Genomic DNA, 14,866 nt, shown 5'->3' with positions numbered 1-14,866 from the left:
CGTCGCGGACTTGGTCGGCGACGACTGACGGGCGCGATCGCCGGCGGCGGGGCGTGGACACCGCGCGCGCGGTTCGGCAGATTGAGCGCGCATCCAGCCCGGGACCACGCCCCCTTGTACGGCGTCCACCTTTCGGTATATCTTCGCGCATGCTTTCGGAGCTGCGGATCCGCAACTTTGCGCTGATCGACCGGCTCACCGTTCGCCTGGGGCCGGGGCTCAACGTCCTGACCGGCGAGACGGGCGCGGGCAAGTCGATCATCGTGGGCGCGCTGTCGCTGCTGCTGGGCGAACGCGCGTCCGCGGACGTCGTGCGCGCCGGCGAGGACCGCGCGTCCATCGAGGGCGTGTTCGACGTGGCCGGCCGCGCCGACGTGGCGGCCATCCTGGACGAGCGCGGCATCGACCCCGACGACGACGGCCTGCTCGTCCTCAAGCGCGAGGTGGCCAAGGAGGGCCGAAACCGCGCCTGGGTCAACGGCTCGCCCACCACGGCCGCCGTCCTGGGCGAGCTGGGGCGCGCGCTCGTGGACCTCCACGGCCAGCACGAGCACCAGACCCTCCTCAAGCGCGACGAGCAGCGCGCCATCCTGGACGCGTACGCAGGCAACGCGGCGGAGCTGGCCCGCGTGCGCGAGGCGTACCGCGCGGCGTCGGGCCTGCGCCGCGAGATCGACACGCTGGACGCGCGCCGCCGCGAGGCCGCCCAGCGCGCGGACTTCCTGCGCTTCCAGGTGGACGAGATCGAGGCCGCCTCCCTGCGTCCCGGCGAGGAGGAGGAGCTGGAGGACGAAGCGCGGCGGCTGAGCCACAGCGAGGAGCTGCAGGCGCTCTCCGGCGGCCTCTCCGACGCCGTCACGGGTTCGGAGCGGGCGCTGCTGGGCGAGGTGGGCGGGCTGCGGCGTCCCATCGACCAGCTGGTGCGCATCGACCCCGGCCAGCAGGAGGTGCGCGAGCTGTGGGAGACGGCGTACTACGCCCTGCAGGAGATCGGCGAGCGGATGGAGCGCTACGCCGCCACGGTGGAGCACGACCCGCGGCGCCTGGACGAGATCCGCCGCCGGCAGGACCTGGTCTTTCGTCTCAAGGCCAAGTACGGCCAGACGCTGGAGGAGGTGGTCGAGGTGGGCCGCGCCGCCCGCGCGGAGCTGGACCTGATCGACAACGCGGAGTGGGAGCTGGGCAGCCTGCGCAAGAAGCTGGAGGATGCCGAGGCCGAGCTCACCGCCGCCGCGTCGGCCCTGACGACCACGCGCGTGGCCGCGGCGGAGCGGCTGTCGGACGAGGTGACGGCCGTGCTGCCGGAGCTGGGGATGAGCGGTGGCGCCGTCTTTCGCGCGGAGGCCCTGCCGCTGGCGCAGGCGGGCGCGCTGGGCGCGGAGGAGATCGAGTTCCGCGTGTCGCTCAACCGCGGGTTCGATCCCAAGCCGCTGTCGTCCGTGGCGTCCGGCGGCGAGATGAGCCGCATCATGCTGGCCATCAAGACCATCCTGGCGCGGCTGGACGCCGTCTCCACGCTCGTGTTCGACGAGGTGGACGCGGGGATCGGCGGGCGCGTCGGCCTGCAGGTGGGCGACAAGATGCGCGAGGTGGCGGCCACTCACCAGGTATTCGCCATCACGCACCTGCCGCAGATCGCCAGCCGCGCGCACGTGCACCTGCTCGTCCGCAAGGCCGAGCGCGACGGCCGCACGACCACGGAGGTGCTGCCCCTGGCGGCGGACGACCGCGTGCTGGAGGTGGCCCGCATGCTGGGCGGCGACCCGGAGAGCGCCGTCTCGCTGGAGCACGCCCGCGAGCTGCTGGAGCGCGGCGTGGGCGCGGACGCCGAGAACGCGCAGCTCTCCTTCTGATCGCGCGTGTTGCAAGGGCGCCGGACGCTCTTTCCTCCCAGCGTGAGAACGCGTCATCCGGAGGAGTCGCCGCGCGATCGATCTGATCCGGTGACGGCCGTCCCCCAGCCGGAGCGAATAAATTCGCCGCTGGAAAGGCACGAAGTCCGCCTTCGCGGACTGCCCCAGCGAAGGTCGTTTCGCGTGCACCGCCGACACCATCGAGCAGTTGAAGCCTCACGCAGTTTGTGAGGCTTTCCGCGGTTGTTGCGGCGGCTTCAGCCGCTCCGTCGCGGGCCCGCGATCGGCGCGGGCGCTCCCTCCGAAAATCAACTCGAAGCATCTCGTATGGCTGCGCCTGCTCGTGGTAGCAGGCGTATCGCGTTTGCACGTCTCTGTTTACAGCCGCCGCGCGCAAACGTAGTATTCGGGCGCCTTCCCGCCGGCGGCCTGCCGGCGCCCGCTCCACCGATCCCCCGGAGCCCCGGATGCTTGCCACGATCATCGTCGTCGCCGTCGTCGCGCTGCTCGCGCTGTTCGTCATCACGCTGTACAACCGGCTCGTGGGGCTGCGGCTGCGGTCGCAGAACGCGTGGAGCGACATCGACGTGCAGCTCAAGCGGCGCGCGGACCTGGTGCCCAACCTGGTCGAGACCGTCAAGGGCTACGCGGCGCACGAGCGCGAGACGCTGGACGCCGTCACGGCCGCGCGCACCCGCGTGCTGGCCGCGGCGGACGCCGGCCCCCACGCGCGCGCCGAGGCCGAGGCCGGGCTCACGGCCGCCCTCCGCGGGCTCACGGTGGCCGTGGAGGCGTATCCGCAGCTGCAGGCCAGCGGCGGGTTCCGGGACCTGCAGGCGCAGCTGGCCCGCATCGAGGACGACGTGCAGAACGCGCGGCGGTACTACAACGCCGTCGTCCGCGACCTGAACACGGCCATCATGACCTTTCCGTCCAACCTGCTCGCTGGGCCCATGGGCTTCGCGCCGCGCGAGTTCTTCGAGGCGGCGCCCGCGGAGCGCGAGGTCCCCAAGGTCAGCTTCTGACGCGCGGAGGGCGATCCATGCGCCGCACGTTCCTCATCTTTTTCGCGCTGCTGCTGGCGATCGCCGCGCCGGCGGCCGCGCAGTACACGGCGGACAGCGCCATCGTCATCCGCCGCTTCGACGCGGAGCTGGCCGTCCAGCCCAGCGGCACGGTGGAGGTCACGGAGGTCATCCGCTTTGCCTTCACGGGCCGGTGGCGCGGCATCCTCCGCGACCTGTCGCTCCAGCACCGCACCGCGCAGGGCGAAAAGCGCAAGCTGGACATCGAGCTCATCGGCGCCACGGACGAGGTGGGCAATCCGCTGGAATGGGAGGAGGACGACGCGCCGGATTCGTGGACGCGGCGGATGCGCATCTGGATCCCCGGCGCGCAGAACGCGGAGCGCACGATCCTCATCCGCTACCGCGTCCACGACGCCATCCGCTTCTACTTCGCCCGCGACAGCACGCCGGCGGCGGCGCGGCGCTGGGCGTGGTGCCGGTGGGAGCGGTGCCCACCGCGGCAGGCGGTGCCGGGGCATCCCGCGTTCGACGAGCTGTACTGGAACGCCACGGGCAACCAGTGGGACATGCCCATCGAGCAGGCGCGCGTCCTCATGGTGCTGCCGCGCGGCGTGCGGCCCCTGCAGTGGGCGGCGTACACGGGGGCCACGGGCGATCGGACCCGCGGGGCGGATGTCATCGCGGATTCCGCGCGCGGCATCGTCACCTTTACCCTGCGCCAGTCGCTGGGCGCGCGCGAGGGGATGACCGTCGCGGCCGGCTGGGCGCCCGGCGCCATTGCCGGCCGTCCCTCGCCGACGGAGATCCGCCGCGCGCGGGCCGTGCGGATGTGGCCGCTGGCCCTGCCGCTGCTGGTCTTTGCCCTGGCCCTGCGGACGTGGCGGCGGCGCGGGCGCGATCCGCGGGCGCGGGCCATCGTCGTCGCGTACGAGCCGCCGGACGGCATCACGCCGGCGGAGGCGGGGACGCTCGTGGACCACGTGGCACAGATCCGCGACATCGTCAGCACGGTCACGGACCTGGCCGTGCGGGGGTACGTGGGCATCGAGGAGCGGGAAGAGAAGAAGCTGCTGGGCCTCCTTTCCAGCACGGACTACGTCTTTCACCAGCGTAGGCCGGCGTCGGAGTGGTCGTCGCTGCTGGCGCACGAGGAGCGCTTCCTGGCCGGCCTGTTCTCCGGCACCGCGGGCAGCGCGGCACCGTGGGACGCCGTCCGCGCCACCTACGCCGAGGCCCGCCGCGCGCACGACGCCGGGCGCGAGATGGACGCGGACGAGATCGCCCTGCGCCTGGCGGGAAACGAGGGGCGGGGCACCGCGTCCGTTCGCCTGTCGGACCTCCGCAACCAGTTCTACCGGTCCATCCCCGGCATCCGCGACGGCATCTACGAGAGCCTGGTGCGGCGCGGCTACTACCTGCACCGGCCGGACAAGGTCAAGGCCAACTGGGTGGGCCTGGCGTTCGCCGTGCTGATCGTCGGCGTCGTGGCGGCGGGCTTTGCGTCGGAGGAGGCGTTCGCGTGGATGGCGGCGTGGACGCTGGCCGTGGGAAGCGTGGCCAGCGCGCTCGTGCTCTTCATCTTCGCGCTCGTGATGCCCGCGCGGACGCAGGCGGGTGCGCGGGCGCGCGAGGCGGCGCTGGGCTTTCGCGAGTTCTTGTCGCGCGTGGAGAGCGACCGCTACCGGCGGATGGTCACGTCGCCGGAGATGTTCGAGCGCTACCTGCCGTACGCCATGGCCTTTGGCGTGGAGGACCGCTGGGCCGCGGCGTTCGACGACCTGTACAGCGAGCCGCCGGACTGGTACAGCGGGGGCGGATACGATGGGTTCCGCGCGTCCGGCTTTACCTCGCGGATGAGCAGCATGTCCAGCTCCGCCGGCAGCACGATGTCGTCCAGCCCCAGCTCGTCCGGCTCCGGCGGCGGCGGGTCCAGCGGGGGCGGCAGCGGCGGAGGCGGCGGCAGCGGTTTCTGATCCGCGTCCGTCCGGTCCCGGGGCGGAGAACAGATGTCGCACGGCGATTGCGGAGAAAGGCCGGCGCATACGTGGCGCCGGCGTTTCTTTTTCCCGGGGATGATGACGATGAGGCGGATTTGCGCGACCCTGCTGCCCGTGCTGGTGCTGATGCCCGTGCGTGCCCGGGCGCAGGAAGGCGAGGGGACCCTTCCCGAGCTGGTGCAGGAGCTGTTCACGGCCGAGACGGCCTACCCGCAGGAGGCAGGTGCCGTGCAGCTCACGGCGGATGCGCGCATCGAGGACGGCGCCACGGCGCGGCTGCTGGCGGAAGTGGGGATCACGGACCGCTTTCAGCTTTCCGTGCTTTCGCCGTACGCGGACCTGGAGGACGGCGGCGCGGAGGAGGAGGTGACGGTGGGCGCCCAGTACAACCTGTTCAACGGGCCCACGATGGCGGCTTCCCTCTCCCTGGAGGCGACGATCCCCACCGAGGGCGACGGCGTGGCGGAGTGGGAGCCCGCGCTGATCGTGGCGCGGCAGCTGGGGATGGCGCAGCTGCACGGCAGCGTGTCGGCCGGCATCTCCAAGGACCAGACGGACTTTACCCCCGCGCTGGGGCTGATGCTGGATGCCGGCCGCATCACGCCCACGCTGGAGCTCGCGGCGACGGTCGCGGACGGCGAGACGCCGGAGATCTCGCTGACACCGGGGCTGTTCGTCCACCTCCTGCCCAACCTGGAGGCCGGCGTGGGCGCGCCGCTGGACGTGTCGCATTCCACGCTCCCCAACGTCGTCGCGATGGTGACACTGGAGTTCTGACCGCGCGCGAAACCGGGGTGGCGGCGGATGCGTATCGTCCGCCGCCACCCTCACTTGGAGAACCGACGATGTCCATCCCGCCCGGCCCGGCCGATTCGTTCGACGGCATCCCCGTGTCCGTCCTTCACCGCTGGATGATGAAGGCCGCGCTCCTGGGCCTGTTCGTGGGCACCGCGGCGGGCATCGCCGCCCTGCGCGCCGGCTGACTGGATGCGGATGCGCATCGGCCGGTCCCGGTGAGGATCCCGCGCGGCACGTCGCGCATCGTCCTCGCGGCGCTCTTTGCGTTCGCGGGGACGATGCACTTCATCATCCCGGATCAGTACGTGCGCATCATGCCGCCGTGGCTGCCGCTGCACCGGGAGCTGGTGTACCTGAGCGGCCTCTGCGAGATCGCGGGCGGGCTGGGCCTGCTCGTTCCGCGGACGCGCCGCGCGGCGGGCATCGGCCTGATCCTGCTGCTGATCGCCGTCTGGCCCGCCAACCTGCAGATGCTGCTGAATGCCCGCGCGTCCGGCGCATCCACGTGGGCGCAGACGGCGCTGCTTCTGCGCCTTCCCCTGCAGCTGCTGCTGATGCTCTGGGCTTGGCGCGCGTCGAGGACGGAATCCACCGATCCCGCCCTCCAGCCGAGCGACTGAAGCCGATCGCGGATCTGATCGGGTGACCGCCGTCCCCCAGCCGGAGCGAATGAATTCGCCGCTGGAAATTCGCGAAGTCCGCCTTCGCGGACTGCCCCAGCCGCGGCCGTCTCGTGTGCACCGGAGGCGGCGATTGAGCCGTTGAAGCCGTGCGGCTGTCGTTCCCCCATCTTGTGGAACCCGCGTCGACAGACGATTGTATCCGGCTCTCCCGGAAGGCGTAACAAAATCGACCCAGGGATCACAACCCCATGCAACGCAATCTTTTCGCCCGGTTCGGGGTGGCGGCCGCGCTGGCCGCCGCCGTGCTGGCCGGGCGCCCCCTCTCGGGGCAGACCGCCGCCGAGGCGGCTACCTTCATCACCGAGACGGAGCGCGAGCTGTCGGAACTGGGCCTGCGCGCCAACCAGGCCGCGTGGGTGGCCGCCAACTTCATCACCGTCGACACCGAGGCGCTCTCGGCCGAGGCGCAAAAGAACCTGGCCGTGGCGTTCCAGCGCCGCGCCCTGGACGCGCGCCGCTTCGACAACGTGCAACTGCCGGCCGAGCAGCGCCGCAAGCTCACGCTGCTCAAGCTGGGCCTGACGGCCCCCCCGCCGGGCAACCCCGACGAGGCGTCGGAGCTCACCCGCACGCAGGTGAGCATGGAGGCCGACTACGGCCGCGGGCAGTTCTGCCGTCCCGGCGGCGAGTGCCTGGACATCGGCGGCGTGTCGCGCATCATGGCCACCAGCCGCAACCCCGCCGAGCTGCTGGAAACGTGGACGGGCTGGCACGCCGTGGGCGCGCCCATGCGCCCGCGCTACACCCGCTTCGTGGAGCTGAGCAACAAGGGCGCGCGCGAGCTGGGGCAGCCCAACACGGGCGCCCTGTGGCGGTCGCAGTACGACATGTCGCCGGACGAGCTCGCGGCCGAGACGGATCGCCTGTGGGAGCAGGTGCGGCCCCTGTACGAGTCGCTGCACGCGTACGTCCGCGCGCGGCTGGTGCAGCAGTACGGGCCGCAGGTGGTGGACCCCGACGGGATGATCCCCGCGCACCTGCTGGGCAACGTGTGGGCGCAGGAGTGGGGCAACATCTACCCCGTCGTGGCGCCGCAGAACGCGGCCGGCGCGGGCTTCGACCTCACGGAGCTCATCCAGGCCCGCGGCCTGAACGCCGTGCAGATGGCCCGCATCGGCGAGGGCTTCTTCACCTCGCTGGGCTTCGACTCGCTGCCGGGCACCTTCTGGGAGCGCTCGCTGCTCACCAAGCCGGCCGACCGCGACGTGGTGTGCCACGCATCCGCCTGGGACATCGACGACCAGGAGGACCTGCGCATCAAGATGTGCATCGAGCCCACGGCCGAGGACTTCGTCACCATCCACCACGAGCTGGGCCACAGCTTCTACCAGCGGGCGTACAAGGACCAGTCGCCGCTCTTTCGCAACGGCGCCAACGACGGCTTTCACGAGGCCATCGGCGACGCCGTGGCGCTGGCCATCACGCCGGAGTACCTGGTGCGCGTGGGGCTTCTGCAGACGGCCCCCGGCGCCGCGGCCGACACGGCGCTGCTGCTTCGGCAGGCGCTGGACAAGGTGGCGTTCCTGCCCTTTGGCCTGCTGGTGGACAAGTGGCGCTGGGGCGTGTTCAGCGGCGAGATCACGCCGGCCAACTACAACGCGGCGTGGTGGGAGCTGCGCAACCGCTACCAGGGCGTGGCGGCGCCCGTGGCACGCTCCGAGGCGGACTTTGACCCGGGCGCCAAGTACCACATCCCGGCCAACACGCCGTACATGCGGTACTTCCTGGCGCGCGTGCTCCAGTTCCAGTTCTACCGCGCCCTGTGCCGCGAGGCGGGGTACACGGGCCCGCTGCACCGCTGCACGTTCTACGGCAGCACGGAAGCCGGCGCGCGGCTGGAGCGCATGCTGCAGGCCGGCTCGAGCCAGCCGTGGCAGCAGACGCTGTACGAAATGACGGGCGAGCGGCAGATGGATGCCGGCGCCATGATGGAGTACTTCGCCCCGCTCAAGGCGTGGCTGGACCGCCAGAACCAGGGCAAGCCCGTCGGCTGGTAACGCCGCCCGGTGGATGACCAACGAAAGCCGGCCCCGCGCGTGGATGCGCGGGGCCGGCTTTGCTTATGTTGCTGATCAGACCGCGGGTTGGTCCCTGTGATGTGACGGCGGGCCGATTTTCGGTCCGGTGTGGTGCTTCTCCAGTTCTCGAAAATGATCCATGAGCTTCTTGGGATCATTGTCGAAGCGCTGCCAGATCTGGCGGCGAATCTCCCAGACCTCTTCGATGACATCGTCAACCTCGGTCGACTCATCGTTCATGGGTCGCAACACAACAACATTAGCCTCATGTGCGGATCTCCCTTCTTTTCCCCTGCTCGGGCCGCGAGATCATCGGCCCGGTGTAATGCTTGTCGTGCTCGACGAAATAGCTGACCAGCTTTTTCGGGTCATGATCGAAGCGCGCGGAGATTTGGCGGCGGATCTCGCGTACCTCCTCTACGGCGTCGTCAGCCTCCGTCCAGCGATCAAACATCAAAGCCTCCCTTCATAAGGTCGGACGGGGTGACCAGTGCCGGAACACAAAGTCCCAGGCGAGTGTTGATTTGCCGGATGTGCGTCGCCTTGTTTGGATTGGCGAGATGACGGCAATTCCACGTAACAATGAAATCACAATCATAATAGGAGGCAAGTGCCAAGTGCATCGCATCGCCGAGCGGTTTAGCAGGCATCAGCTTGTTGGCGATGTACACCTGAACCAGATCATGGACGGCTGGAACGATCTGAAGAGCGGGGATCCCGTCCAGCAGATGGAGTCGTAGCGGAGTCATCCCGCTGGTGCCAGCACTTAGTTCGTGCTGGACGTATGAGCTGGTTACGAGATCGTATCTCTCGCTCGCTCTCGTCCACCATTGGCGCGTTGCGATACGCCGGGCCGCGATTTCGGCGGGGCCGCGGAAGTCGTAGTAAAAGTTGGGGATCGTCGTTTCGACGTAGACACGGGGCTTCGGCATGCGCGCGAAGCTAACGGCCCACGGTACGGCTCAGAAAGGGCGCGCCAGAACACGGCCACGCGCCGTCCACTCGTGCTCAGCGGTGACGGAAAACGTTACGTTTAGTGCGGTAGACTCAGGCTTCGGTGCTGAAGAACGAAAGCCAGCCTACGCATCCACGCGCGTGGCCGGCTTTGCTGCAGGATCAACGGCAGGTGTGTGGCCGATCAGGCGGCTGAGATCCCGGTGCTGTCCCGCCGCGGCGATTTGACCATCCGCTCCGCGAATTGCTTGTCGAGTTCCATGTAGTGCGCAACGACCTTCTCGGGATCGTTGTCGAACTGAGCCCAGATGCGGCGCCGGATCTCGTGTACTTCCTCGATCGCGTCGTCTGCTTCGGTCCAGTCGTCAATCACCAGAGCCCTCCTTCGCGGGTTCGGGCGAGTACGATCAGGCCAGCCCGCGTACTCAGCGCGGGCCAACTCTGCTCGTCCCTGATTACGCCGCAGACCTGTTCTTGTGATGCGGCGGCTCGATTTTGGGTCCGGTGTAGTGCTTGTCGTATTCGATGAAGTACTCGACGAGCTTCTTCGGATCGTTATCGAAGCGTGCCCAGATCTGGCGTCGAATCTCCCAGATCTCTTCGATGATGTCGTCAGCCTCCGTCCACTCATCGCTCATCGGAGTCTCCTTCCATCAGGTCGAGCGGGGTGACCAGCTTGGGAACCGCAAGTCCGAGACGCGAGTTGATGTGCCGGATGTGGGGCGCCTTGTTCGGATTTGCAAGGTGGACACAGTTCCACGTTACAATCAAATCACATCCATAGTACGAGGCAAGTCCAAGTGCATGGCGTCTTCCCCTGGACGGGCCGGCATGAGCTTGTGCTTGATGTAGATAGCCACGATTTCTCTCACCCTCGTGACTGCTGGCAGGACGGGGATTCCAGCGAGTAGCTCCAATCTCATCGGCACCGCCGCACCGCGACCTGCACTCAGTTCGAACTGGACGGATGTGCTCGTCACGAGTTCGTAGCGCTCGGCGGCGGTCGCCCACCAGCGGCGCGTGGCGTCGCGGCGGAGGGCAACGGCCTCCGACGGGCGGAAGTCGTAGTAGAAGTTGGGGATCGTCGTTTCGACGTAGACGCGGGGCTTCGACATGTGCACGAAGCTAACGACGCGTGGTACGTCTCAAGAAGGGCGCGCCAGAACACGGCCACGTGCCGTCCACTCGTGCTCAGCCCTGGCGGAAAACGCTGCGTTTTCGCGCCTTCGGGTACAGCTTCCGCTCAGTATCCCGAGCAGCCGCGCAGCATCAGGTTCAGCAGGACGGTGAGGACCACCGACGCGATGATGCTGAACAGGCATCCGCTCGTGCGCACTTGCATCGCCATCCGCCACTCCTGTGCTCGACGTTCGTGGATCCACCGGGAGGCGGCCGGCAGGGCAGGGAGCATGCCGGCCGCTGAAACCCGTCAGATGTCTCGCCCGTCATCCGTTCTCGAACCGTGGGACGAGAGATTCAGCACGACACACCGAGGGATGACGGGATGAGACCGATGAAGTGGATGCGCACGCCCGGCGTGCGCTTTCTGTTTTTGTGCGCGCTGGCGGCCTGCGGCGACGGCGCGGGACCGGACGAAGTGGCGCGGGTCGACGCCTCGGCGGGCGACGCGGAGCTGTGGGTGGGCGACACGACGCGCGTCCAGGCCGTGGCGCGTGGGGCCAACGGCGAGACGCTGGAGCGCGTCGTCACGTGGACCAGCAGCAACCCCGCCGTGGCCACGGTGGACGGCGCAGGCAAGGTGACGGCCACCGGCCCCGGCGGCGCCGTGCTGACGGCGTCCGCGGGCGGGCGCACGGGCACGGTGGAGATCGCGGTGTCCACGTACGACCTGCTGTACGAGGTGCGCTGGCCGTCCAACGTGGCGGAGCCGATGGTCCTGCGGCTGGACGGCGGCGCGCCGCAGCGCGTCTTGCCGGCGGTTCCCTGGGCGGCCGACCCCGTGCCGTCGCCGGACGGGTCCCGGATCGCGTTCGTCGTCCGGGTACCGGAGTACGAGTCGTCGGACATCTGGATCGCCAACCGCGACGGCAGCGGCCTCGCGCGGCTCACGGAATCCACCGAGATCGACGACCAGCCCACGTGGTCGCCGGACGGGCAGAAGATCGCCTTCCGCAGCTACGCGTCCGAGCGGGGGAGCGACATCTGGATCATGAACCCCGACGGCAGCGGCAAGCGCCAGCTCACGCCGGACCCGCTGCCCGGCATCACGTACGAGATGCGCCCCGCGTGGTCGCCGGACGGAACGCGCATCGCCTACGCCCGCGCGCTGTTCGACCAGGCGGACCTGTGCATCATCCCCGCGGCGGGCGGGGAGGCCGTCTGCCTGACGTCCACGACGGAGAACGACACGGAGCCCGCGTGGTCGCCGGACGGCACGCGGATCGTCTTTCGCCGCAACTTCGCGGGCGATTCGGACCTGATGTTCATCTCGCCGGAGGGCGGCCAGCCCACGCGGCTGCAGATTCCCGGCTACCAGTTCCTGCCCGCGTGGTCGCCGGACGGGCAATTGATCGCATTCTCGCAGTCCTCCGGCCCCGGCGACGCGATGCAGCTGCGCACCATCCGCCCCGACGGCTCGCAGAACACGCTCCGCACGACGGACCCTGCCTGGGGCGGCGGCGCCAACGCGTCGTTCCTGCGCCGGGGGAACTGACCCGCGCGGGACGATGGACCTTTCGCTCAACCGTGTCGGCGAGACGTTCGATACTGTCGCGTGAAGGGTCCGGCCTCCGTCCGCCCGGGTCCGGCGGAATGCGGCGCGGCAGTGCGGCTTGCGAGAGGAGAAGCCGGCGGCGTTCGGCGGATTCCCCGCCGGCGCTGGATCGCGGCGGATTCTGCAAGATGCGCATCCGCAGCCGTTTAGCCCCATCCTTCATCCGCCGCGCCGGGCCGGATCCGCACGGAACCGGCCCCGGTGCGGTGTCTGCACTGTTCTGCGGTGCGACGGTAGCAGTGTGTCCTGATCCATCCGCCCGACGACCTGACGTGATCCCCATCCACCTCCGTGCCCGCCGACTGCTCGTGGCGGGCCTCGCGCTCCTGTCCGCCTGCTCCGGCGGCGACGGCGGGCCCACCGGCTCGCAGTCCACCGCGCCCGGCGCGCCGCGCAATGCGTCCGCCACGCCGCTCAACGCGCGGGCCACCATCCAGTGGTCCGCGCCGGAGAGCGACGGCGGCAGCCCCGTCCTGCGCTACCGCGTGGCGGCCGTCCCCGGCGGCGCCTCGGCCACGGTGGACGCGCCCGCGACCTCGGCGACCGTCGCCGGGCTTACGAACGGGACGGCGTACACGTTCACCGTCGTCGCCGTCAACGCCGTGGGCGAGGGGACGGCCTCCGTGCCCACCACGCCCGTCACGCCGCGCGAGGAGCTGGCGCCCGGCCCGCCCGACGCGCCCACGAACGTGCAGGCCACGGCCGGCAACGCGCAGGCGACCGTCAGCTGGACGGCGCCCGCGCGCACGGGCGGCAGCCCGCTTCGGCGCTTTCGCGTGACGGCAGCCCCCGGCGGCGCCACGGTCACGGTGGACGCGCCCGCCGCCGTGGCCGTCGTGGGCGGACTGGCGAACGGGACGGCGTACACCTTTACCGTCGTCGCCGTCACGGATGCGGGCGAGAGCGCGGCATCCGCCCCCTCCGCGGCCGTCACGCCGACGTCTGCGGGGCCGGCGGCGCGCTGGGTGAGCGGCTACTACGTGGGCTACCAGCGCGACCTGTATCCGCCCGACCAGGTGGACATGACGCTCATGACGCACCTGGTGGTGGGCCGCATCCGGCCCGCGGCGGACGGCAGCGTCATCGCCGACTTCGACATCGACGACGTGAACGGCCCGGCCATGGCGCGCACGCTCAGCACGCGGGCGCACGCGGCGGGCATCAAGGCCATCCTCATGCTGGGCGGCTCGGGCGAGTACGCGGGGTTCGTGGGCGCGGCGTCGCCCGCCAACCGCGCGCGCTTCGTCACCAACCTGCTGCGGGTGATGGACGAGCTGGGCTACGACGGCCTGGACGTGGACTGGGAGCCCATCCAGGCCGCCGACCGCGCGCCCCTGCTGGCCCTGCTGCAGGCCCTTCGCGCGGCGCGGCCCGGCATCATCCTCACCGTGCCCGTGGGCTGGATCAACAACAACTTCCGCTCCGACGCGGACGCCTGGTACGCGCAGCTGGCCAACGCCGTGGACCAGATGAACCTGATGACGTACGACATGGCGGGGAACTGGGGCGGCTGGGAAAGCTGGCACCATTCCGCGCTGTACGACGAGGCGCCGCACCGGCCGTCGTCCGTGAGCAGCAGCGTGCAGGCGTACTTGGACGCGGGCGTGCCGGCCGCGAAGATCGGCATCGGCATCGGCTTCTACGGCTCGTGCTGGCGCGGGGTCACGGAGCCCCGCGTGGCGCTGGATGGGCGGCCGGGGGTGTCGCAGGGCAACAGCGACAACGACATGAGCTACACCAGCATCATGACGCGGTACATGGCGCCGGGCGCGCGCCGCTGGGACACCGCCGCGCGGGTGCCGTACCTGAGCTTTCCGCAGGGCACGGGGCCGCAGAACTGCAGCTTCGTCTCGTACGAGGACGAGGAGAGCATCGCGGCCAAGGGGCAGTTCGTGCGCAGCCGCGGGCTGGGCGGCACCATCATCTGGACCATCGGCCAGGGACGGATGCCCGCCGCGCCCGCCGGCAGCCGCGATCCGCTGCTCAAGGCCGTCCACCAGGCGTTCCTTGCGCCCTGAGCGGAGCGGGCGGAAGCAGACTCGAAAGGGCGCGGGGGACGATCGTCTTCCGCGCCCTTCTGCCGTTCGGTCGCGGGGCCCGAACGTTCACTGGACGCCGCGGGACCGTTCGATCGGGGCGGCGCGTCGCCCGTGCATCGTCCGCAAGCCGTTGCGGGGCAGAGGGATCGGCGACCCAGCGGACGCGGCCCGGCGGATGCCTGGAACTCCGCTCCGCATCCGCCTTCCACGGAGAACCCGATGACGCGCCATCCGCTGATCCGCATCCTCCTCGTCCTCCCACTGGTCGTCCTGTGTGGATGCGCGGACGACGCTCTGCCGCCCCCGTCCGCGCCACCCGGGCCGCCGCCGACGATCGCCGCCGTGCGCGTGTTTCCGCCGCGGTCGGTGCTCCGCGGTGCGCCGGAGGTTCTGGTGATCGCGGGCGACAGCATGCGGCTGGACGTGGACCTGGGCCAGGACTTCATGCCGGGCGATGACTGGGGGCTGGAAGACACGCTCGGGCCGGGCCGGTTCGTCACGGGCCGCATCGCTCCGCGGCCGCAGACGCCGGGGATGACGATCACGGACGCCTGGATCGTGCTGGACGACCGGGTGGAGGGCATGCGCCCGAGCGGGTGGGCCGGACCCGGGTCCCGGCCCCCGCGCTTCGATCCCGGCATCCGGAGCATGCATTCGATGGAGCGCCTCGACACCGTCGACGTGGTCGTCCGGCTGCGGACGGCACCGGGCGAGACGCGCTTTCTCCAGCGGCGACGCGCGTACGTGATGATCAGCGAGTGA

General features: G+C 70.2%; 16 protein-coding genes. 10 read left to right on the top strand and 6 right to left on the bottom strand.

Annotated elements, in window-relative coordinates:
• Nucleotides 1-149: 149 nt before the first annotated feature.
• The 7 genes from recN to VFZ20_RS15490 all read left to right on the top strand — a co-directional run bounded on the left by recN (nucleotide 150) and on the right by VFZ20_RS15490 (nucleotide 8,356).
• Nucleotides 150-1,853: a DNA repair protein RecN gene (recN, locus tag VFZ20_RS15520; protein WP_329684819.1), complete on the top strand. Its 1,704-nt coding sequence runs from the start codon at nucleotides 150-152 to the stop codon at nucleotides 1,851-1,853.
• A gap of 467 nt (nucleotides 1,854-2,320) precedes the next feature.
• Nucleotides 2,321-2,878: a LemA family protein gene (locus tag VFZ20_RS15515; RefSeq protein ID WP_329684818.1), complete on the top strand. Its 558-nt coding sequence runs from the start codon at nucleotides 2,321-2,323 to the stop codon at nucleotides 2,876-2,878.
• Nucleotides 2,879-2,895: 17 nt separating this feature from the next.
• Nucleotides 2,896-4,854 (top strand): DUF2207 domain-containing protein, encoded by a 1,959-nt coding sequence (locus VFZ20_RS15510; RefSeq protein ID WP_329684817.1) that lies wholly within the window; start codon nucleotides 2,896-2,898, stop codon nucleotides 4,852-4,854.
• Nucleotides 4,855-4,962: 108 nt separating this feature from the next.
• Nucleotides 4,963-5,655 (top strand): hypothetical protein, encoded by a 693-nt coding sequence (locus tag VFZ20_RS15505; protein WP_329684816.1) that lies wholly within the window; start codon nucleotides 4,963-4,965, stop codon nucleotides 5,653-5,655.
• Nucleotides 5,656-5,723: 68 nt separating this feature from the next.
• Nucleotides 5,724-5,861, top strand: coding sequence for a hypothetical protein (locus tag VFZ20_RS15500; protein WP_329684815.1), 138 nt, complete (start codon nucleotides 5,724-5,726; stop codon nucleotides 5,859-5,861).
• A 30-nt stretch (nucleotides 5,862-5,891) separates the two neighbouring features.
• Nucleotides 5,892-6,296, top strand: coding sequence for a DoxX family protein (locus VFZ20_RS15495; protein WP_329684814.1), 405 nt, complete (start codon nucleotides 5,892-5,894; stop codon nucleotides 6,294-6,296).
• Between the two features lie 251 nt (nucleotides 6,297-6,547).
• Entirely contained in the window at nucleotides 6,548-8,356 is a 1,809-nt protein-coding gene (locus VFZ20_RS15490; RefSeq protein ID WP_329684813.1) for a M2 family metallopeptidase, read from the top strand.
• A gap of 75 nt (nucleotides 8,357-8,431) precedes the next feature.
• On the opposite strand, the gene VFZ20_RS15485 is transcribed toward VFZ20_RS15490, so the two are convergent.
• From VFZ20_RS15485 to VFZ20_RS15460, 6 genes are all read right to left on the bottom strand, one after another.
• Nucleotides 8,432-8,617: a hypothetical protein gene (locus tag VFZ20_RS15485; RefSeq protein ID WP_329684812.1), complete on the bottom strand. Its 186-nt coding sequence runs from the start codon at nucleotides 8,615-8,617 to the stop codon at nucleotides 8,432-8,434.
• Between the two features lie 25 nt (nucleotides 8,618-8,642).
• Entirely contained in the window at nucleotides 8,643-8,831 is a 189-nt protein-coding gene (locus VFZ20_RS15480) for a hypothetical protein (RefSeq protein ID WP_329684811.1), read from the bottom strand.
• Nucleotides 8,824-9,309 (bottom strand): type II toxin-antitoxin system VapC family toxin, encoded by a 486-nt coding sequence (locus VFZ20_RS15475; protein ID WP_329684810.1) that lies wholly within the window; start codon nucleotides 9,307-9,309, stop codon nucleotides 8,824-8,826. Before VFZ20_RS15475 ends, VFZ20_RS15480 begins: the two co-directional genes overlap by 8 nt.
• A 206-nt stretch (nucleotides 9,310-9,515) precedes the next feature.
• Complete coding sequence (locus VFZ20_RS15470; protein ID WP_329684809.1) at nucleotides 9,516-9,704, bottom strand: hypothetical protein; 189 nt, start codon at nucleotides 9,702-9,704, stop codon at nucleotides 9,516-9,518.
• Between the two features lie 82 nt (nucleotides 9,705-9,786).
• Nucleotides 9,787-9,969 carry a hypothetical protein gene (locus VFZ20_RS15465; protein ID WP_329684808.1) on the bottom strand — a complete coding sequence of 61 codons (183 nt, stop codon included), beginning with the start codon at nucleotides 9,967-9,969 and terminating at the stop codon, nucleotides 9,787-9,789.
• A gap of 129 nt (nucleotides 9,970-10,098) precedes the next feature.
• Complete coding sequence (locus VFZ20_RS15460) at nucleotides 10,099-10,446, bottom strand: hypothetical protein (RefSeq protein WP_329684807.1); 348 nt, start codon at nucleotides 10,444-10,446, stop codon at nucleotides 10,099-10,101.
• Between the two features lie 389 nt (nucleotides 10,447-10,835).
• Here VFZ20_RS15460 and VFZ20_RS15455 point away from each other — a divergent pair, with 389 nt between their 5' ends.
• The 3 genes from VFZ20_RS15455 (at nucleotide 10,836) to VFZ20_RS15445 (ending at nucleotide 14,866) form a co-directional block, all read left to right on the top strand.
• Nucleotides 10,836-12,005 carry an Ig-like domain-containing protein gene (locus VFZ20_RS15455; protein WP_329684806.1) on the top strand — a complete coding sequence of 390 codons (1,170 nt, stop codon included), beginning with the start codon at nucleotides 10,836-10,838 and terminating at the stop codon, nucleotides 12,003-12,005.
• A gap of 332 nt (nucleotides 12,006-12,337) precedes the next feature.
• Nucleotides 12,338-14,083 (top strand): glycosyl hydrolase family 18 protein, encoded by a 1,746-nt coding sequence (locus VFZ20_RS15450; RefSeq protein WP_329684805.1) that lies wholly within the window; start codon nucleotides 12,338-12,340, stop codon nucleotides 14,081-14,083.
• Nucleotides 14,084-14,323: 240 nt separating this feature from the next.
• Entirely contained in the window at nucleotides 14,324-14,866 is a 543-nt protein-coding gene (locus VFZ20_RS15445; RefSeq protein ID WP_329684804.1) for a hypothetical protein, read from the top strand.

The organism is Longimicrobium sp. (assembly GCF_036280135.1).
Classification (GTDB): domain Bacteria; phylum Gemmatimonadota; class Gemmatimonadetes; order Longimicrobiales; family Longimicrobiaceae; genus Longimicrobium.
This window is presented reverse-complemented; position numbering and strand designations above follow the sequence as displayed.